At 66.4% G+C, this 19,463-nt stretch carries 18 protein-coding genes; 9 read left to right on the top strand and 9 right to left on the bottom strand.

All coding sequences use genetic code 11. From position 1 onward, the window contains the following. Window positions 1-15: 15 nt before the first annotated feature. Entirely contained in the window at window positions 16-648 is a 633-nt protein-coding gene (locus HARCEL1_RS06570) for a DUF502 domain-containing protein (RefSeq protein ID WP_108381757.1), read from the bottom strand. A 113-nt stretch (window positions 649-761) separates the two neighbouring features. Here HARCEL1_RS06570 and HARCEL1_RS06565 point away from each other — a divergent pair, with 113 nt between their 5' ends. Next, complete coding sequence (locus HARCEL1_RS06565) at window positions 762-1,406, top strand: HAD family hydrolase (protein ID WP_108381756.1); 645 nt, start codon at window positions 762-764, stop codon at window positions 1,404-1,406. Window positions 1,407-2,078: 672 nt separating this feature from the next. Here HARCEL1_RS06565 and HARCEL1_RS06555 read toward each other — a convergent pair. Then, window positions 2,079-4,427, bottom strand: coding sequence for a DEAD/DEAH box helicase (locus tag HARCEL1_RS06555; RefSeq protein ID WP_233357428.1), 2,349 nt, complete (start codon window positions 4,425-4,427; stop codon window positions 2,079-2,081). Between the two features lie 230 nt (window positions 4,428-4,657). Here HARCEL1_RS06555 and HARCEL1_RS06550 point away from each other — a divergent pair, with 230 nt between their 5' ends. Both HARCEL1_RS06550 and HARCEL1_RS06545 read left to right on the top strand, forming a co-directional pair. Beyond that, entirely contained in the window at window positions 4,658-6,010 is a 1,353-nt protein-coding gene (locus tag HARCEL1_RS06550) for a glycoside hydrolase family 5 protein (protein ID WP_233357427.1), read from the top strand. Window positions 6,011-6,078: 68 nt separating this feature from the next. Then, window positions 6,079-7,026: an NAD-dependent epimerase/dehydratase family protein gene (locus HARCEL1_RS06545; RefSeq protein WP_108381753.1), complete on the top strand. Its 948-nt coding sequence runs from the start codon at window positions 6,079-6,081 to the stop codon at window positions 7,024-7,026. A gap of 1 nt (window position 7,027) precedes the next feature. Here HARCEL1_RS06545 and HARCEL1_RS06540 read toward each other — a convergent pair whose 3' ends face one another. Both HARCEL1_RS06540 and HARCEL1_RS06535 read right to left on the bottom strand, forming a co-directional pair. Further along, window positions 7,028-7,444 carry an HVO_A0114 family putative DNA-binding protein gene (locus tag HARCEL1_RS06540; protein WP_108381752.1) on the bottom strand — a complete coding sequence of 139 codons (417 nt, stop codon included), beginning with the start codon at window positions 7,442-7,444 and terminating at the stop codon, window positions 7,028-7,030. Window positions 7,445-7,638: 194 nt separating this feature from the next. Beyond that, window positions 7,639-8,223, bottom strand: a complete 585-nt coding sequence (locus tag HARCEL1_RS06535) for a flavin reductase family protein (RefSeq protein WP_108381751.1) — start codon at window positions 8,221-8,223, stop codon at window positions 7,639-7,641. Window positions 8,224-8,340: 117 nt separating this feature from the next. On the opposite strand from HARCEL1_RS06535, the gene HARCEL1_RS06530 reads away from it, so the two are divergent. Beyond that, window positions 8,341-9,006: a helix-turn-helix domain-containing protein gene (locus tag HARCEL1_RS06530; RefSeq protein WP_108381750.1), complete on the top strand. Its 666-nt coding sequence runs from the start codon at window positions 8,341-8,343 to the stop codon at window positions 9,004-9,006. Window positions 9,007-9,090: 84 nt separating this feature from the next. After that, the gene (locus HARCEL1_RS06525) at window positions 9,091-10,281 is read left to right on the top strand and encodes an ABC transporter substrate-binding protein (protein WP_108381749.1); all 1,191 of its coding nucleotides are present in this window, start codon (window positions 9,091-9,093) and stop codon (window positions 10,279-10,281) included. A gap of 29 nt (window positions 10,282-10,310) precedes the next feature. Here the strand turns inward: HARCEL1_RS06525 and htpX are convergent, their stop codons facing one another. Then, complete coding sequence (gene htpX / locus HARCEL1_RS06520; RefSeq protein WP_108381748.1) at window positions 10,311-11,195, bottom strand: zinc metalloprotease HtpX; 885 nt, start codon at window positions 11,193-11,195, stop codon at window positions 10,311-10,313. 138 nt (window positions 11,196-11,333) lie between these two features. On the opposite strand from htpX, the gene HARCEL1_RS06515 reads away from it, so the two are divergent. Next, window positions 11,334-12,401, top strand: coding sequence for a 60S ribosomal export protein NMD3 (locus tag HARCEL1_RS06515; RefSeq protein ID WP_108381747.1), 1,068 nt, complete (start codon window positions 11,334-11,336; stop codon window positions 12,399-12,401). A gap of 30 nt (window positions 12,402-12,431) precedes the next feature. Here HARCEL1_RS06515 and hisD read toward each other — a convergent pair whose 3' ends face one another. The 3 genes from hisD to HARCEL1_RS06500 form a co-directional block, all read right to left on the bottom strand. Continuing rightward, window positions 12,432-13,703: a histidinol dehydrogenase gene (hisD, locus tag HARCEL1_RS06510; protein ID WP_108381746.1), complete on the bottom strand. Its 1,272-nt coding sequence runs from the start codon at window positions 13,701-13,703 to the stop codon at window positions 12,432-12,434. 34 nt (window positions 13,704-13,737) lie between these two features. Further along, on the bottom strand, window positions 13,738-14,382 hold the full coding sequence (locus tag HARCEL1_RS06505; RefSeq protein ID WP_108381745.1) for an ArsR/SmtB family transcription factor: 645 nt from the start codon (window positions 14,380-14,382) through the stop codon (window positions 13,738-13,740). Window positions 14,383-14,443: 61 nt separating this feature from the next. Beyond that, on the bottom strand, window positions 14,444-15,172 hold the full coding sequence (locus HARCEL1_RS06500; RefSeq protein ID WP_159077046.1) for a PGF-CTERM sorting domain-containing protein: 729 nt from the start codon (window positions 15,170-15,172) through the stop codon (window positions 14,444-14,446). A 130-nt stretch (window positions 15,173-15,302) separates the two neighbouring features. Here HARCEL1_RS06500 and HARCEL1_RS06495 point away from each other — a divergent pair, with 130 nt between their 5' ends. Next, window positions 15,303-15,893: an AsnC family transcriptional regulator gene (locus HARCEL1_RS06495; protein WP_108381744.1), complete on the top strand. Its 591-nt coding sequence runs from the start codon at window positions 15,303-15,305 to the stop codon at window positions 15,891-15,893. 51 nt (window positions 15,894-15,944) lie between these two features. On the opposite strand, the gene HARCEL1_RS06490 is transcribed toward HARCEL1_RS06495, so the two are convergent. Then, window positions 15,945-16,511, bottom strand: a complete 567-nt coding sequence (locus HARCEL1_RS06490) for a cysteine hydrolase family protein (protein ID WP_108384134.1) — start codon at window positions 16,509-16,511, stop codon at window positions 15,945-15,947. Window positions 16,512-16,642: 131 nt separating this feature from the next. Between HARCEL1_RS06490 and HARCEL1_RS06485 the strand changes: the two genes are divergently transcribed. Together HARCEL1_RS06485 and HARCEL1_RS06480 are read left to right on the top strand one after the other, a co-directional pair. After that, window positions 16,643-18,223 (top strand): Hvo_1808 family surface protein, encoded by a 1,581-nt coding sequence (locus HARCEL1_RS06485; RefSeq protein WP_108381743.1) that lies wholly within the window; start codon window positions 16,643-16,645, stop codon window positions 18,221-18,223. Between the two features lie 49 nt (window positions 18,224-18,272). Further along, complete coding sequence (locus tag HARCEL1_RS06480; RefSeq protein ID WP_108381742.1) at window positions 18,273-19,430, top strand: nicotinate phosphoribosyltransferase; 1,158 nt, start codon at window positions 18,273-18,275, stop codon at window positions 19,428-19,430. Window positions 19,431-19,463 lie beyond the last annotated feature (33 nt).

Genomic DNA, 19,463 nt, shown 5'->3' with positions numbered 1-19,463 from the left:
CCGGACCCCGGTCGGTCAGATCGTCCGGAGGTCGTCGATCGAGAGCTCGTTCTCGCTGCTCATCCCGGTCGTGATCACCATCTGCAGTGCGCGTCCCACGCTGACGTCGGTCATGGTCAGACGCTCTTCGGGGACGATCGCGAGAAAGCCACCCATAGGGTTCGGACTCATCGGGATGAAGACGTTGTAGTGGGGTCGATCGTCGAGGGCGGTCGCGAGTTCTGCGGGCGTATCGTCGGTGACGAAGCCGATGGTGTGGACGCCCTCGCGAGGCCACTCGACGAGTGCGACCCGTTCGAACTGGTTTTCGTGACCGATCAGCGCGTTCGAGGCCTGCCGCGCGGCGGTGTAGATCGCCTGGACCACCGGGATCGTCTCCATCACGCGGTCGAACCCCGAGATCAGGTACACGCCGACCAGACCTCGTCGGACGACGATTCCGATCCCCACGATCGCGAGGACGAGCACGATCAGTGCCAGCGCGTTGATGATCGGCGTCGAGGCGACACCGACGAGACCGAGCAGCGACTCGGTGAATCCAGTGAGCCGTCCATAGAGGAAAGAGAGGACTGCGATCGTAATCGCCAGCGGTGCGAGCAATACGATCCCCGTGAGAAACCCGTCCCGAAGCGTTCGCCCAATGTCCATACGGTCGATCACGGGCGACGTGTACAAAATTCGGTCCCTCTCGACTCGATCGGTCCGGCCCGGTCACTCCACCCGAGCGGGAGGACTATCCGTTCGGCCCCCGCAGTCGGTCCATGGCCGCAGTCCTGTTCGACATGGACGGCGTGGTGATCGATTCGGAGGCCGCCTGGCAGCGCCACAAACGCGAGACCATCCTGCCCGCGGTCGTCCCCGACGGATCGGCCGATCCCGCGGAGATCACTGGGATGTACTACCGGGAGATCTACGACTATCTCGACGCGAACTACGAGACCGCTGTGGACCGCGAGCGGTGTGACGAACTCTTCGAGGCGGCCGGACGGGAGATCTACGGCGGTGACGCCGGTCTGATGGACGGCTTTCCCGAACTCGTCGACGCGCTCCACGACCGGGGGGCCAGCGTCGCGCTCGTGACCTCCTCGCCTCACGACTGGATCGACCTCGTGCTCGAATCGTTCGACCTCACCGAGGCGTTCGATACGATCGCGAGTGCGGCCGACGTCGAGCGCGGCAAGCCCGAACCCGACGTCTACGAGCGCGCGATCGACGCCCTGGGCGAATCACCGGCCGACTGCGTCGCCGTCGAGGACTCGACCAACGGCTCACGCGCGGCCGTCGCCGCGGGCGCGTACACGATCGGGTACACCGGCGTCCACGACGGCGTCGACCGGTCGGTGCCCGACGAACTCGTCGGGGACCCCGCGACGCTGCGAGAGCGCCTGCTCGCGTTGATTGAATGACGGGGAGTGGCGACTTTACGGCCTGACCGTCTGTGAGGAAGCGGATCCAAAATATCTAGGAGTAGTGATAGGATCGCCAATTTCTACTTGAGCCCGATTATACTCGGAGCTGATTGAGGAAAAGCAGAATCGACGCCCCGTATGCGACGGCCGCCCCGCCGAGAACGCTATATTTTACGAAGCCAGTCGGTTCAATATCTATATAGGCCAAGGAAAAACCGAACGCCACCGTCATTGCGATCCCACCGAGTGTGTTCGTATTGACTCCATCGACGACGAGTCCATAACCAGTGGAGACGGCAGACACGATGATCCCCACAATCATTATTCCATTGAATAGATTTAAACTCATTGTGAATACGTGGGCCCTTTATATTGGTTATGCTGGATGATCGTCGCAAATATTACGCGCATAATGTCCTTCTGGGACGCATTCCATCTCTGTATGGCAGTCTTCACCGGTTTTGCACGTAACTGTGACCCCATCCGAGGTAATCGATTCATTTGGTCGAATTGACTGCATAATATATCTATGTTTTGAATCTCACTATAATTGGTCACGGGATTTGGGAGACGAGACGGTTGGTTCAAGAATGTATATCGAAATTGTCTCGGACTGGTTGGGTATCTATCTTTGGCAATTACCTGCACGGGGTGGGGAGGTAGACACCTCTACTCGACGACAACCGTCCGAGACTCCCGGACGGTCGGGAGCGGCTCTCGGGGGAAGGTGACGCTGATCTCGATCTCGATGGCGTCGGTGTCGGCCCCGAACAGCGCGATAGGCACCGTCGTCTCGCCCAGATACGTCTCGTCGCTAGTCATCTCGCGGCCGTTCGCCGTCACGCGAATCCCGGCGTGAGCGCCCCCACCCACACTTTCGATCGGAAGCTCGCGAATCTCCTGGTCGCCCGGGGCGATCCGGTCTGGAAGCCCCTCCCAGTCGATGTCGATCGCGGGCAACTCCTGGGATTGCTCGTGAACGCGCTCAGCGACGCCCGCAGAGAGGCCCGCCGCTTCGAGGCTCTCGATCGACGCGGACTGCAGCGCCCACGGCGAGGCGATCTCGGAGGCCGCGAGTTTGCGCGCTCGTGACGCACCGATCCCGTCGACAGCGGTCAGGCCGATCGCGTCCGCGCTGATGCCGTGTTCGAGACGGGCTTCGAGTCGTCGCGCGCGATTGGCGCGCTCGGGCGTTCCGAACCGGTCGAGAAAGGCCGCGAGCGCGTTGCACAGCCGGAGGGCGTTCTGTTTGATGACCCAGGCGTCGGATTTGAGTGCGGCGGGGATCGTCCCCGAGAGACTCGCCTCACAGATCGCGAGCACCTTTCGTGCGCCCGCGTCGAGGTCTTCACCCGCGTTCGCGCCCGTCCCGAGGACGGCCTCGATCGCGTCGCTTTCGGCCGATCGCGCGCTCACGGAGTCGAACTCCTCGGCGGTCGCGATCGCCCGGAGGAGGTCTCGATCGTTCGGATCGTCCTCCGTGGCGATCCGCGCGAACCGGTGTGCAGTCTGCAGCCGCAAGTACAGTTTCGAGGCGAGACGGCCCCGCGCGGTCGATTCGAGGCGGTCGCCGTCGCGCTCGACGAACCCGTGCTCGACGAGGCCCTCGATCGCTGCGACGACGGTCGCGCGAACGTCGCGATCGTCGCCCGCACGCACGGCGAAAAACGTCGACCCGATCCAGTCCATCGCCCCGGAAATCGAGGTGATGGTCCCGAGTGCGATCTCGGCGTTGAGATGCGTCTCCAGATCGTCGGCCAGGCGGGACTCGATCGGCCGGCCCTCCGCGAGGAGGCGGCGATATCGGCGCTCGTCAGAGCGATCGCAGACCACCCAGGCGTAGCCCACGTCGTCGTACTCCGGACGGCCCGCGCGCCCGAGCATCTGGAGGACGTCGAGGGGACTCATCTCGACCTCGCCGTCGAGGGGATCGTGGAGTTTGGTGTCGCGGATCACGACACACCGTGCGGGCAGGTTCACGCCCCACGCGAGCGTCGACGTCGAGAACAGCACGTCGAGTGTCCCGTCGCGGAACCACTCCTCGACGAGGTTCTTGTCCTCGGTCGCGAGGCCGGCGTGGTGAAAGCCCACGCCGTCGAGGACGGACTGGCGGAGCGTGTCGTCCGAGAGGGCCTCGGCGTCGGTGTGAAAGTCGTAATCGCCACGCGCTCCGACCGGGACGTCGCGTTCGGCGAGTTCGTCACGCGTCTTCTCGGCCGCGCGGACCGTATCCTGTCGGGACGCGACGAACACGAGCGCCTGGCCATCTTCGCGGAGGTGTGGCTCGACCAGGTCGAGCGCGCGATAGAGCCGGCGATACTTGTCTGCGAAGGCGTTGTCGCCGTGGGTGTACGTCTCGACGCCCGCCTCCAGCGGGACCGGTCGGTACGAATCGTCGAACGCGAAGGTCGCCGATTCGGGCGCGTCGAGCCAGTCCGCGACCTCTGCGACGTTCTGCATCGTCGCCGAGAGCGCGACGATTCGGGGGTCACAGAGCCGCCGGAAGCGCGCGATCGTGACTTCGAGGACGCTCCCGCGGCGATCGGAATCGAGCAGGTGGACCTCGTCGATGACGACCGTGTCGACCTCGGTCACGAAGTCGTAGCGCCGACTGTCGTGTTTCCGGGTCGCCGAATCGGCCTTCTCGGGGGTCATCACGAGCACGTCCGCGCGGCGGGCCCGCGCTGGATCCAGGTCACGCTCGCCGGTGACGACTTCGACGGTGTAGCCCAACGCCTCGAACCGGGCCCACTCGCGTTCTTTCTCGTTGGTCAACGCGCGCATCGGCGCGAGAAAACACGCCGTCCCGCCGGCGCTGAGCGTCTTCGCGATGGCGGCCTCCGCGATGGCGGTTTTCCCGCTGGCGGTCGGGGACGCGAGGACGAGGTTCGCGTCCGATTCGAGCACCGCGGGGAGGGCCGCCGACTGCATCGCGTTGAACCGCTCGAACGGGAACGCGTCGGTGAATTCGGGCAGGACCGCCTCGACGGCGGTCCCGGCGTCGGCCTGCTCGGACACACCCACTCGCCGGGCCAGGCAGACAAAGGCGTTTCTCTCCGCGCGGCCGGGCGGGGAGAGGTTGACAGATCGACGTCACGCATAGAGACCGATTACTTTTATGTTTCGGCGGGCGTATACCTGAAACGATGGTTCGAGAGCGCCGACAATCTGTGGAGCGGGGACCGGAGGAGACAGTCGACAGCGTTCGGAGACGGACGTTCCTGAAAGCGACGGGGGCAGCGGGTGCCATGACGGTCGGGAGCGGGCTGATGGGGGCCGCTGCCGCCGACAATCACCTCCCGCCGATCGAACGCGACGGGAACAAACTGACGGCCGGCGGCGAAGAGATCGACCTCCACGGCGTGAACATCGCTGATCCGAAGCGTGTGGACGTCACCGCACCGGCCCGCGGGAAGACCGCGGCCCAGGCGATCGAGATGGTGACCGACGAGAGCGACGGCTGGAACACGAACGTCGTGCGCCTGCCGGTTCAGCCGGTCGACATCGGGGAGCACCCTCCCGGCGAGGGTCCGGAACCCCCGGCGTTCACCGACGAGCAACTCGTCGCGTATATGGACGAGCACCTCGACGCCGCGGTGCAGGCGTGTGCCGACAACGGAGCGTACGCGATCATCGACTACCACCGCCACCGGAACATGCCGTGGGGGAGCACTCCCGAGGGCGGCGAATTCAGTCCCAACGAGGCTCTGAGCGACGAAGTCATCAACTTCTGGGATATCGTGGCCGCGCGGTACGGTGAGATGGACCACGTCATCTTCGAGATGTACAACGAGCCCCAGGGGAACCCGAACTACGGTGTTTCGGGGCAGGCGCTCGTCGACTTCTGGAGCAACTGGAAGACGACGGCCCAGCCGTGGGTCGACGCGATTCGCGAACACACCGACAACCTCGTGCTGGTCGGCTCACCGCGGTACTCCCAGTTGACCGCCGGTGCCGTCATCGAGGAGTTCGACGGCGAGAACCTGGCGTACACGCTGCACATCTATCCCGCTCACGATCCGACGGAACCCGCCGACTACGACGACTGGGTCACGCCGGTCAACTACGACGGTGGAGACGTCCCCTACGACGAGCGGCCCGCCTGGGAAGTCGTCCCGGTCGTCATGAGTGAGTGGGGCTTCGATCCGGACGCTGATCTCGCGGCCGGTGGTGGCGTGACCGAGTCGACCGTCGAAGGTTCGGACTGGGCCGAACACGACCCCGACTACGGCCAACACGTCGTCGAGTGGTTGCGCACCCGTCCGGTCCACTCGACGGCCTGGGTGTTCGACCCGCTGTGGGACCCCAACATGGTCGACTTTGGCTTCGAGACGGACGGCAGCGTGGGCACGCCGTACAACGACGAACCCATTCCGGAGAAGTGTTCCGAACTGCCCTGTGAGTGGACGCTGACGACTGGCGACTACATGGGCGACACCGTGAAACAGTTCCTCGCCAACCCCTCGGCAGCGGCGATCTACGCGGGCGAGGACGGCGAACTCCAGCCCTCCGAGGTCATGGCGGCCCAGGGCGACTATCTGACTGGTGACGCGCCCCTGCCGACCGTCGTCGACGTCATGCGCGCCTTCTTCTTCAACTAACGGGACGCGTGGAATCGTCTCCGGCACGGAGACCCAACCACTTTATTCGCGCCGGTGAATCGCCGGGTATGGATCTCACGGATCAGCGCGTCGTGATCACTGGCGGCGCAGGCCTGATCGGATCGCGACTCGCAGCGCGACTCCTTCCAGACAACGAGGTCGTGGTCGTCGACGACCTCTCGAACGGCATTCGATCGAGCGTTCCAGCGGACGCCGACTTCGTCGAGGGCGACATCCTCGACGACGGCGTGTTGACCGACGTCATCACCGCGGACGTCGATCTGGTCGCGCACCTCGCGGCCGACAAGTACGTCGACGCCGACCGCCCGCGCGAGCAGTTCGAGACCAACACCGGGATGACCTACAGCGTCCTCGAACGCATGGATGCGGTCGGGGTCGACTCACTGGTCTACACCTCTTCGTCGACGGTGTACGGTGAGGCCCCGCGCCCGACCCCCGAGGACTTCGCCCCCCTGGAGCCGATCAGCGAGTACGGCGCGGCGAAACTCTCGGACGAGGCGCTGTGTTCGGTGTACGCCCACAGTCACGACATGACGGTCTGGAACTTCCGGTTCGCGAACATCGTCGGCCCCCGCTTCGGCGCGGGCGTCGTCCCCGATTTCGTCTACAAACTACAAGAGGATCCGTCGACGCTGACGATCCGTGGCGACGGCCGCCAGGAGAAGTCCTATATGGCTCTCAGCGAGTGCATCGACGCGATCTGTCACGTAATCCGCGAGACCGATCGGCCGGTGAACACCTACAATCTGGGGACCCGGACCACCACCTCGGTCGATCGCATCGCGGCGATCGTCGCCTCGGAGATGGGCGTCGATCCCACACACGAGTACACCGGCGGCGATCGGGGCTGGACCGGCGACGTCCCGCGGATGCGCCTCTCGATCGAGAAACTCTCCGCGCTCGGTTGGGAGCCCGAGATCGAGAGCGATCAGGCCGTCCGGCGCGGGGTCCGACAGCTCCTCGACGACCCAGACAACGAACCGCACCTGGGGTGACTCAGGCGCTCGCAGGAGTGCCGTCGCTGCCGAACTCTTCGACGAGTGGGTAATCGATGTGTATCTCGATACGATCGAACGGAACGATCGGTTGCATCGCACCGCCGGGGCCGCCCGCTTCGAGTTCGAGGACGCCGAGAACCTCCAGGTGTTTCAGATCCGAATGCACGTCGGAGACGTCACGATCGACGATCCGGGCGGTTTCACGCATGCTTTCGGGGTCGTGTTCGACGACGGCCCGAACGAGGTCCAATCGGAGTGGCGTGAGACTGTCGACCAAATCGTCGTAGCTCCCGAACTGAAGGACCGCTTTCCCGTCTCGGTCGGTGACATCGTCGGCCTCGGCGGCCTGCACGAAACGAAGCGTCTCGTCTCGAAGCTGTTCTCGGTCCCCGACGGTGATGTGGAGCGTGGTCATGGTTCGTGTGTGGTGGTGTCGGTCTATCAGTAGGGCCGCGGTGGATCGCCGCCGACTGCCGCCCAGTATTCGTCCGCGCTTCCCCAGAACTCGATGAGACGTTCCGACACCGAGTCCGCCGCTCGACACCATGCAGAACGATGTGCTGGCCCGGTTCGGACAGTCCCTCCGGTTATCGAACCGGACTCAGTCGGTCACTCCGGCTGGGCCTTCCGGAACGTGTCGAGAGTCGCGTACACGTCGTCGATGACGTGCCCGACGACGTCGTCCGCGATGGCTTCGGCGTCGGGCAGGCCGTCTGCGACGTACGAATCCTCGACGGCGACGCGTTCGACCGCCCCGAAGATCACTGCGGTTCCCTCGATGTCGACGGTCTCGCGGAGCGAACACTCGATCGCGGCGGGGGCCTGGGCGACGCGTGGGGCCTCCACGGCGACGCTCTCGGCGGGGTCGATCCCCGCGGTCGCGAACTCGTCGTCGACCTGTCGGGCCGTGTCGTTCATCGCCTCCATCAACTCCTTGGTGACGAGATTGTAGACGAACGACTCGGTGGCGGCGACGTTGCGCGCGGTGTCTTTCTGGCTGCCGTCGCGGTGGGGGGCGGCCTGGAAGACGATCACCGGCGGGTCGACCGCGATCGGTGTGACGAAACTGTACGGCGCGACGTTGTCACCGGCGGGTCCAGTCGTCGAGATCCACCCGATCGGGCGGGGCGTGACAACGCGACCGAGCGTGAGAAACGTCTCGAAGCCGTCGAGGTCCTGGGCGTCCCATTCCATACGCGCGCTCGGCGGGCCACTCCCAAAAGCGGCGCGCTTTGCCCCATTCCACCCGATCGATCGGGACGGTCGCCGCCGACCCGAACGGTTTTTCGGTCACCTGGCCGTGCTCCAGATATGCCACGGGCGACGCTCGCGATCGCCGTTCCCTCTGACGCCTGGATCGGTGACCTCACACGCGCTCACCCCGACGCCCGCGTTCGCGTGCTCGCGGCGGTCGGTGACGACGACGAGGGGACGGCGATCGCGATCGTCGAGGCCGACGATCCCGCGCCGATCGTCGACGAGATGGAGGCTCGTGAGGCCGTCTCACAGGTGGATCTCCTCCAGCGCGGCGGCACGGAGATCGTCGTCCAGTTCTCGACCAGCGATCACCTCCTGCTCGAATCCGCGCGTGGGTCGGGCGTCCCCCTGGAGATGCCCGTCGAGATTTCGGACGGGCGCGCGACGATCGAGGTGACGGGCCCCCAGGATCGACTGTCCATCCTTGCGGATCAGTTCGAGGCCGCTGGCGTCGAGTACAGTGTCGAACGCCTCCGCCAGGAGATCAGTCCATCCTCACTGCTGACCGATCGCCAGCGCTATCTCGTCAGGGAAGCCGTCGACGCCGGGTACTACGACGTCCCCCGAGACTGTACGCTGACGGAACTGGCCGACCGGGTCGATCTGGCGAAATCGACCGTGAGCGAGACGCTCCACCGCGCCGAGAGCGCCGTCCTCCAGGAGTACGTCGGTCGCCTCGCGCCCGCCGAGGGGTCGATTGCCGACGCCGACGGGGACTGACCCCCGAGAGGCCGATCGCTCCAGAAATCGCGACTGTGAATCGGCCAGAGAATTTTATCAGGAGGACGCCCCTACGATGGCGCGATGGCAACTTCGACCGACGCCGACCGGCGTCGTGCTGGCACCGTCGAGATCGCCCACGCCTGGGCGGACGGCGACGGTCGCAAACCACTCGATTCGCTGCTCGACGAGTATCGCGACCGGTCGGCCGGATCCACCCTGACGGATACGTTCTACGACGATCTGAGTCTCTCAGTGAAATCGCGGATTCTCGCGGAGGATCCCCCCTCGATCTGGGTCGAGTGGCCCGGCGAGAGTCTTCGCCCATATGCGGACGTCGACGCGCTCCGTGACCTCACGGACGTCTGGACCGACACAGACATGGAATCGGGCTATCTCGACGGTCCGCGCGAACTCTCTCGGATCGAGGGGTCGTATCGCGCGATCCCGATCAACATCCACCGGATCAACAACCTCTTCTATCGGACGGCGGCGGTCGACCGCCTCGGGATCGATCCGGCGAGCGTCTCAGACCCCCGAGAGTTTCTGGAGGTGCTCGAAATCTGTGACGAGGCGGGCGAGTTGGGCATGGCCCAACCGATGAAAAACCCCTGGACGGTGCTGCAGTTGTTCTCGATGATCCTCACGGGCCAGTTCGGCGTCGACGTCTATCGGTCGATCACCGACGGGAACCCCCACGAGCACCGTGGCGCGATCGAGACGTCGATCGAACTGCTCGACGCGTACGCCGATCTGGCGAGTGACGACGCGACGTTCGTCGGGATGGTCGGGGCCAACCGGCGGTTCCTCGACGGCGAGTCGGTGTTTTTCCACCAGGGCGACTGGGTCGGCGGCGAGTACGCCGACGTCGAGGACTTCGACTACCGCGAGGACTGGGATCACGTCCCGTTCCCCGGGACCGATGGGGTCTACGCGATGGGGATGGACGCCTTTGTCGCCGCGAGTACGATCGACGAGTCCGACTGGGAGGCCACTCGCGAGTTCCTCGAATTCGCGGGGTCACCCACCGGACTGCGAACCTTCAACCGGATCAAGGGGGCGATCCCACCCCGTGGGGACGTCTCACTCGACGCCTACCCGCCGTTCCTCCAGGACCAGTATCAGGACTTTCAGGCCTCGCGCGAACAGGTGGGCTCGGACGCCCTCGAAACCCACCCCGAGCGATTCATCGAGGCGAAAGCCGCCATCGCCTCGTTCGTGACCCATCGTGACGTCTCGAAAGCGGTCGGTGAGTTCGTCGAGGCCTACGAGTAGCCCACACGACGACCGACGCCGCCGATCGATCAGACCGTTTCGAGTTCCCGCTCCAGATCGCGCAGTCGATCGATGCGCTTCTCGGTCGGCGGGTGGGTTCGGAACAGTTTGCCGACGATGCTGGTGTCGATCGGGATCACGAACAGCGCGTTCATCTCGCTCTGTTCGCGGAGGTCTTCGTTGGGCACGCGGTCCATCCGGTTGGAAATCTTCGCGAGCGCGCTCGCGAGCGCGGACGGCTGGCCGGTGATGGCCGCCCCGCCCCGATCGGCGGCGTACTCCCGATAGCGTGAGAGCGCGCGAATCAACAGGAACGAAATGATCCAGACCACGAGCGAGAGTCCGATCGCGACGATCACGCCACCGCCACCGCCGCCGCGTCGATCGCGGCCGCCACCGCCGAACAGCCAGCCCCATCGCACGATCAAAAACGCGATCGAGGAGAGGAAGGTTGCGATCGTCATCACCATCACGTCGCGATTCTTGACGTGAGCGAGTTCGTGGGCGAGCACGCCGTCGAGTTCCTCGCGATCGAGCGTGTCGAGCAGTCCCGTCGTGACACAGACCGTCGCCGACGACTGTGAGCGCCCGGCGGCGAAGGCGTTGGGTGTCCGGGTGTCAGCGACCGCGACGTCGGGTTTCGGCAGATCGGCCTGCTGGGAGAGCCGTGTGACCGCGTCGTGGAGGTCGGGGTACTCCTCGGGGTCGACCCGTTTGGCCCCCATGCTGTACAGCGCGAGCTTTTCGCTAAAGAACAGCTGAGCGAGCGAGAACCCACCGAGGAGGACGACCGCGAACAGCATGTTCTCGAAATACAACGTCAACACGGCGACGAAGACCAGATACACCGCGAACAGCAGGCCCATCGTGACGGCCATCCGCCCACGGAGGCCCCAGTCTGTCGACCACTCCATATGGGTATTGGGCCACTCGGCCCAAAAAACACACCGGTCGTGCGAGCGCGTCGCAGGGTCGGTCGCTGCAGTGCGGCCCGGACAAGCCCCCACCCTGGAGAGCGCCGTGCTTTTGATTACGCGTCGTGAATCGCGAGTATGCCAGGATCGGGCCGGTTCTGTCCGCGCTGTGGGGACCCCGTCGAGAACACGGCGGACCCCGAGGGGCGTGGGCTCTGTGTGCCCTGCACGATCGAGGAGTACGACCTCGTCACCGCGCCCGACCGAATCGAAATTCAGCTCTGTGCGCACTGCGGGGCGGTCCAGCGGGGCAATCGCTGGGTCGACGTCGAGGCCGATGACCGCGTCGACGTCGCGATCGACGCCGTCACGGAAGCGGTGGGCGTCCACGTCGACGCCGACGACGTCACCTGGGCAGTCGCGCCCGAGCAGGTCGACGAGACGACCGTCGAGGTCCACTCGGAGTTCACCGGGACGTTGCGCGGTGAGGTGGTCTCCGAGACCGTGACGGTCCCGGTCAAGATCGGCCACGGGACCTGTACGCGCTGCGGGCGGATCGCCGGTGGCTCCTACGGCAGCGTCGTCCAACTCCGCGCGATCGATCGCACCCCGACCGACGAGGAGTGTGCGGACGCGGAGGCGATCGTCCGCTCGGTCGTCGCAGACGCCGCCGAATCTGGCGATCGCGACGCGTTCATGACCGAGTGCGGCCTGGTCGAAGCGGGCCTGGACGCCAAACTCTCGACGCCGAAACTCGGCCGACAGGTCGCTCGTCGCCTTCAGGACGACCTCGGCGGCCGGATCGGCGAGTCGAGTACGCTCGTGACCGAAGACGGCGACGGCAACGAGGTCTATCGTGTGACCTACGCCGTTCGCCTGCCGGCCCACAGCGAGGGCGCGATCGTCGATCCCGCGGACGGCGACGGTCCGCTCGTGATCGAGAGCGTTGGCGAGACCTATCGTGGCCGGCGACTCGCGACCGGCGCGCCCGAGCGTTTCGAGGCGGACGAATCGTTCGAGGTGCTCGGAAACCGCGCGGACGCGACCGAGACGACACTCGTCACCGTCGAAGACGCGAACGCAATCCAGGTGATCGATCCAGACAGCTACGAGACCGTCTCGATTCCGCGGCCCGACGATCTGGACGCCGGCGAGACCGTTCGGGTCGTCCGGGCCGACGGCCGACTCTATCCGCTGCCGTCCTGACCGATCGTCGGCGGCGGTCCCGACCGCCCCTTACTCCTCGAACCGCGCGTCGACGCTCGCGGCGTGGGCCTCCAGTCCCTCACGATCAGCGAGCGTCGTGATCGTCTCGCGCAGGTCGGCGAGACCCTCGTGATCCAGCCGCTGGACCGTCGCAGACCGCACGAAGTCGTCCACCGAGAGGCCGGCCTGGAGACTGGCCGTCCCGCCGGTCGGCAGGACGTGGTTCGTCCCGCTGGCGTAGTCACCCGCTGCGACGGGCGTGTACGGGCCGAGGAATGCGCTCCCGTAGTTCGAAATCTCGGCCATCGTCGCCTCGGGGTCGGCCGTGTCGACGTAGATGTGCTCGCCCGCATACTCGTTCGCGAACGCGATCGCCTCGGCCGTCGAACTGGCGACGAACACGCCACTCGACTCGTTGGCCAGGGCCTCGCGGATGATGTCCGCGCGCTCGCGGTCGGGAATCCGTGCCTCCATGCGTTCGATCGATCGCTCGGCCACCTCCCGGTCGGTGAGGACTGCCACGCAGGCGGCGTTCGGGTCGTGTTCGGCCTGGGCGAGCATCTCGACGGCGACCCGATCGGGGTCGGTCGTCTCGTCGGCGACGACGATCACCTCGCTCGGCCCGGCGAGCATGTCGATGTTGACGTCGCCACGGACGTACTCCTTGGCGGCGGTGACCCACCGGTTGCCCGGCCCGACGACGACGTCGACCGGAGCGACCGTCTCGGTGCCGTAGGCGAGCGCGCCGATGGCCTGTGCCCCACCCATCTGGTAGACGGCGTCCGCCCCGGCGGCGTCGATCGCCGCCAGCGTCACGGGGTTGATCTGTTCGGCGGGCGGGGTCGCGACGACGACACGATCGACGCCGGCGACGCGCGCGGGGACGATCCCCATGATCGCACTCGACGGGTAGGCGGCCGTCCCGCCGGGTGCGTACACGCCCGCCGAATCGAGCGGGTGATACCGCCGGCCCAGACGCACCCCCTCGCGTTCGAGATCCCAGTCCTCGGGCACCTGGCGCGCGTGAAACGCTTCGACGTTCGCGATGGCCTGATCGATCGCCTCGCGAGCAGCCGTATCGATGGCGTCGTAGGCGTCGGCGGCCCGGTCGGTGATCTCGATCGCGTCGATCTCGACGCCATCGTATTTCGCGGCGCACTCCCGGAGCGCGTCGTCACCGTCGGCCCGCACGTGCTCGACGATCTCGCGGGCGTCCGTGCGGATCTCACCGATCCCGGAGTCCCGCTCGAACAGCGCTTCTCGCCGCTCTGGACCGATCTCGGAGACGGACTCGGGCTCCATACTCGATCTGGGTCGGTCGGGGCCAAACGCCTTACTATGTCCGGATTTGCACGTCCGCGGACCGGACGGCCCAGACCACACCGACGACGAGGACGATCACCAGGCCCCCGAGGGCAAAGGCGAGCACGGGATCGATCGTCGTCTGGCTGGCCGCCTGACTCGCGGTGTCCTGAGCCTGGAGTCCGACGTCGCCGCCCGATTCGGGAGCTCCGTCACCGTAGTCGGCCGACCCACCGACGCCGAACAGGTCGATCCCGACGGCGAACGCGAGCGTCGCGACCGTGAGGACCGCGACGCTCCCGAGCATCCGTGTCACCAGCACCCGTATCCGATCGCGAACCGACCGTTCGCCCGCGACGACGAGCAGGGCCTCGCCCGCCGGTTCGTACACCGTCATCTCCGTGCCTTTCTCGGAGTAGCTCACGCCGCCGTCACGAACCAGACCGGCCTCCGAAAGCTGGTCGAGGTGGTAGTGAACGTTCTGCAGGGAGGTCTCGACCGCGTCACGGAGTTCCGGCGGCGTCGCTGGCTGTTCGTACAACTCCGAGAGGAGTCGTCGCGCCGTCTCGGAGGCGAGCGCGTCGATCGCGGCCTCGCCGTCCGGGCTGTCCAGATCCAGCACGCGCGGTCCGTCCGGCGGAGTCTCCGTTCGGTGCGTAATCCCCAGCAGCCGTCCCATACACGCTCCACGGCCCCGACCGTCAAGGGTCTGTCTGAGGCTCAAACAGCGATCTGACCCATCACGCACGCCGGGCGAGTGCCGCCACAGCGACCAGTGCGATCAGCGCCAGCGCGGCCGAAAAGCCTGGCCCGCCGGCGTCGGTCGGTGAACTGTCCGACTGTTCGGTCGGGGACGACTCCGCGCCGCCTTCGTTCACGTCGGCAGCGTCGTCGGTCGTCGCCTCGTCGGTGTCAGCCCCGGTGTCCTCGGACTCGGTTTCGGTGTCCTCGGCGGTCGACTCGTCGCTCGCCTCCGTCGTCGGGTCGTCGGTCTCGATGTCGATGTTCTCACCACCGCCGACCCCACCATCGCCACCGTCGCTCTCGCTGTCGTCGCTCCCGTCCTCGACGGCCACCGTCAGCGACTCCGTGACAGTCTCGTCGGCAATGTTCGATGCTTCGATCGTCAGCGAGGCGTCGCTCGCGTCGTCGGGCACGGCGAGCGTCACCGAGATGTCGGCAGATCGGTCCTCGTTCCACGTCCACCCGATCTTCTGTGCGCCGTCGGTCGTCCCGACCTGCGGTGTTCCGCCCGCGCTGTCGTACGATTCGATCTCCCAGTCGCTTGGGATGCCCGTCACTGACAGGACTCCCACCTCCTGGACCGTCATCTCGACGGTGACCGTCTCGCCGGGCGCGGCGTCGCCGGCCGACGCCGAAATCGACGGGGCCGCGACGGCGACCCCACTCGTGACGAGCAACGCCGCCACGATCCCCACCAGAGCGATCCCAGTTCGTGATGTTGTCATCCCTTCTTCGTAGGTGCCGAACGGATGAAAAGATTCACGCCCCACTGCGGGCCTCGACAGCGCAGGTTCCGGTGTCGTGGGCCCGCGAGCGGTCACAACCGGTTTGTGAACGGGGTGGTATTGGTACGCCATGCGTGGACTCGACGAGACGGATCGAACGATTCTGGACCTCCTGCTCTCGGACGGTCGCCGGCCGTTCAGCGACATCGCTGACGCGGTCGACCTCTCCGGTCCGGCAGTCTCCGACCGGATCGACCGGCTTCGAGAGATGGGTGTCATCCAGCGGTTCACGATCGACGTGGATCGATCGATTCTCGACGCGGGGACGCCCGTCCAGATTCGGATCTCGCCCGATCCGACCGCGATGGAGACGGTCGCGAGTGATCTCGCGGACGTGTCGGCCGTCGATCACCGCTACCGGACCGCCGACGGCGATCTGATCGTCGTCGCATACCTCCAGGAGATCGACGCGTGGGCGTTTCTCGACGCCCACACAGACCGCTCGGTGATCGACGGGGTCGAGGTCTCGGTGCTCACCGACGTCGATTCGACGGTGGCCCTCGACGACGCCACCCTCGATATCTCGTGTGTCGAGTGTTCCAACAGCGTCACCAGCGAGGGCGAACGCCGCCGGATCGACGGGCGGGTCTATCACTTCTGCTGTCCGAACTGCGAAGCGGCGTTCGTCGAGCGGTACGACCGTCTCCAGGAGGGAGTGTGACGCTCGGTCGAGACTGTTCGATCGTCGCCATCGGGCTCTTTCGGCTCTGAATCAGTCGAAGTCGATCTCGTCGCGCGTGCGGACCTCACCGAACAGCCAGTCGGCGTGATCGAGCGCGTACGCTCGATCGTCGGGGTCGAGAAAGCCGACCGCGTCCTCGACGAGGATCGGGCGGAAATCCCGCAGGCCCGCACTCGACGCCGTATGCAACACACAGACGTTCGCGAGCGTGCCACAGATCACCAGGTCGTCGATCCCGTGGGCGTCGAGGTAGCCCTCCAGTTGCGTCCGATAGAACGCGTCGTAGGTGTGTTTCTCGACGACGAGGTCGGCGTCCGCGGGATCGAGCGCGTCGACCAGCGCGGCGTCGGCCGACCCTTCGACGACGTGTTCGCCCCAGCGGTCGAACTCGTCGTAGTAATGCGCGTCGTCGAACTGGTCGGGCGGGTGGACGTCCCGGGTGAACACGACCGTCCCGCCCGCCGCGCGCGTGCGCTCGACGAGGTCGGCACAGGGGTCGATGGCGTCCGCCGAGGGCGGGGCGTACAGACTGCCGTCGGGATGGCAGAAACTCCGCTGCATGTCGACGACGATCAGCGCCGTGCGATCGGGGTCCATACGCCGCCGTTCGATCGAGGGCCAGTTGAACGTTCGGCCGACGCCGGACCGTCGATCACGTGACGCCGGGCCGTCGATCACGTCGTTGGCGTCGGCGCACCAGTTATGTCGACAGGCCCGGAAGGGAGTCCATGCACAGCGTTCGGGTGATCGCCGGACTGGCACTGGCGGTCCTCGCGATCGCCGCGCTCTCGGGTGTCGTCACGGCGGCACCCCCGGACCCGGCCGGCGACCCTATCGGCTGGGAGGACGGCGTCTGGTACAACGAATCGATCGATGTCGACGCGAACGACGGCCTCGACGCCGACGAGCGCGAGGCGGTCGTCGCTCGCACGATGGCGCGCGTCGAGGTGATCCGTGGCGTCGAGTTCGAGAGTCGGCCGCCCGTCCGGGTGATCACCCGCGACGAGCACGCCGCCGACGTGTCCTCGGGGTACGCCAACGTCTCGCGGGAGGAACGCCTCCTCGACAACGTCGCCGCCGAGTCGCTGTTTCTCGTGGGCGAGTCGACCGACGTGGCGGCGATCCAGGAGCGTCATTCGACGGGGAACGTCCAGGGGTACTACGCGCCCAGCGACGAGGCGATCACGCTGGTCTCCGAGAACGCGACCCACCCCAAGATCGACGAGATCACGCTCTCCCAGGAGCTGTATCACGCACTCCAGGATCAGCAGTTCGACATTCCACAGCCGGAAAACCGGACGACCGAAGCGGTCAACGCCCGGAACGGCATCGTCGAGGGCGACGGCAACTACGTCGATCACCTCTACGAGCGGCGGTGTACCCAGGACTGGGCCGACACCTGCCTCCAGCCCGACGATCGAGGGTCCAGCGCGAACAGTTCCTCGGAGCCACACATCGGGTTGTTCCAGATCCAGTATATGCCCTACAGCAGTGGCCCGGCGTTCGTCCGCCACCTCCGCGAGACGGAAGGCTGGGACGCCGTCGACGCGGTCTACGACGACCCACCCGACTCGACCGAGCAGATCATCCACCCCGAGGCGTACGGCACCGACGATCCGACCACGGTGACGATCGAAGACCGGAGTAACGACTCCTGGGATCGGCTGAACCGGACGGACGCGCCGAACGACGATTCGTTCGGTGAGGCTGGCTGGTTCGTCGCGATGTGGTATCCGTCCTACGAGACAGACGGCGAACGGAGCGTCATCCCGCGATCCGACCATTTGCGATACAACGACTCGACGGGCCAGGTCGACGCATTGGCCCCCTACGCCTACGATCACCGCTACACTGCGGGGTGGGACGGCGATCGGATGGTCCCCTACGTCACCGACGAGTCGGCCGCGACCAACGAGACGGGCTACGTCGTCGAGACCGTCTGGGACTCTCCTGAAGAGGCCCGGGAGTTTCACGAGGGCTACCGGCAGTTGCTCGGTGTGCGTGACGCGCAGGCCGTCGTAGGCTACGAGAACGTCTATCGGGTCGTCGAGGGCCCGTTCGCGGACGCGTTCGCCGTCGAGCGCGACGGGGCGACCGTGCGGATCGTCAACGCCCCGTCGATCGACGCTCTGGATGCGGTCCACGCCGGATCGGTACGGGAAGTCCCGACCACGGGCACCGCCGAGCGCGGCGACCTCGAACCGATCACCCGGGAGTCGACTGGCTTCGGCCCGGGCCCTGGCCCCGTCCTCGCACTCGTTATCGCGACCGTCACACTGGTCGGCCTGACGTGGTGGCGACGCGCGTAGCCGCCGACCGAATCCGACTGCTTTTTTCCACCCCGATCGACCGACAGCTATGACCCAGGGTCCGTTCACCGTCGTCGATCAGGACGCCATTGCCTCCGGCGCGGCGACCGACGCGTACTTCGATCGCACCGAACGCACGCTCGCACACGCCGGACGGAATCCACACGTCGTCGCGGAGGTCAACGCCTCGCAGTTCCCCTCCGGCGACTGGTCGGTGCTCGCGGGTCTCGACGACGCCGCCCACCTCCTGGAGGGCCTGCCGATCGACGTGCTCGCGATCCCGGAAGGTCGTCTGTTCGACGGCGGGCCCGTCATGCGCATCGAGGGCCGATACGCCTCGTTCGCACGGTACGAGACCGCGCTACTCGGATTTCTCTCACACGCGTCCGGGATGGCGACGCGCGCGCTGGAGGTTCGAAACGCTGCCCCCGACTCGACGGTGCTGAGTTTCGGCTCTCGGCACGTCCACCCGAGTCTCGGTGCGGTCGTCGAGCGCTCGGCACTGATCGGTGGGCTGGACGGCATCTCGAACGTTGCGGCGGGCGCGGTGATCGATCGGGAGGCCGGCGGGACGATGCCCCACGCACTGATGATCTGTTTCGGGCGGGGCGAACAGGAGGCCGCCTGGCAGGCGTTCGACGCCGCCGTCGATCCGGACGTCCCTCGCGTTGCCCTGTCCGACACCTACAGCGACGAGGTCGACGAGGCGATCCGGGCCGCCGAAGCCGTCGACGGCCTCGACAGCGTTCGGCTGGACACGACGAGTTCGCGCCGTGGTGACTTCGAACGCATCGTCCGGGAGGTCCGCTGGGAACTCGACGCGCGCGGCCACGACGACGTCGGCATCTTCGTCTCGGGTGGGCTCGGCCCCGACGAGTTGCGAGCGCTCCGCGCGCACGTCGACGGGTTCGGCGTCGGTGGCTACGTCAGCAACGCCGACCCGCTGGATTTCGGCCTCGACATCGTCGCCGTCGAGGGCGAACCGGCGGCCAAGCGCGGCAAGCTCTCGGGCGCGAAGCAGGTGTATCGGACGCCCGAGGGTGGCCACGCGATCACGCGCGCGGGCGCCGGTGACGAGTCCGCGGGCGAACCGCTGCTCGAACCGCTGATCGAGGACGGATCGGTCGTCCGTGAGTTCGACATCGACGACGCGGCCGCCCGGGCCCGCGACGACGGCGCAGCCGTCGGATTCGGAGCGGATTTGTAACCCACTGAAAACCACGGTCGTTTTTGTCGACGG

It is taken from the genome of Halococcoides cellulosivorans, from assembly GCF_003058365.1.
GTDB classification, from domain to species: Archaea; Halobacteriota; Halobacteria; order Halobacteriales; family Haloarculaceae; genus Halococcoides; species Halococcoides cellulosivorans.
The sequence above is the reverse complement of the archived record's forward strand: the minus strand, read 5'-3'. Positions and strand labels throughout refer to the sequence as shown.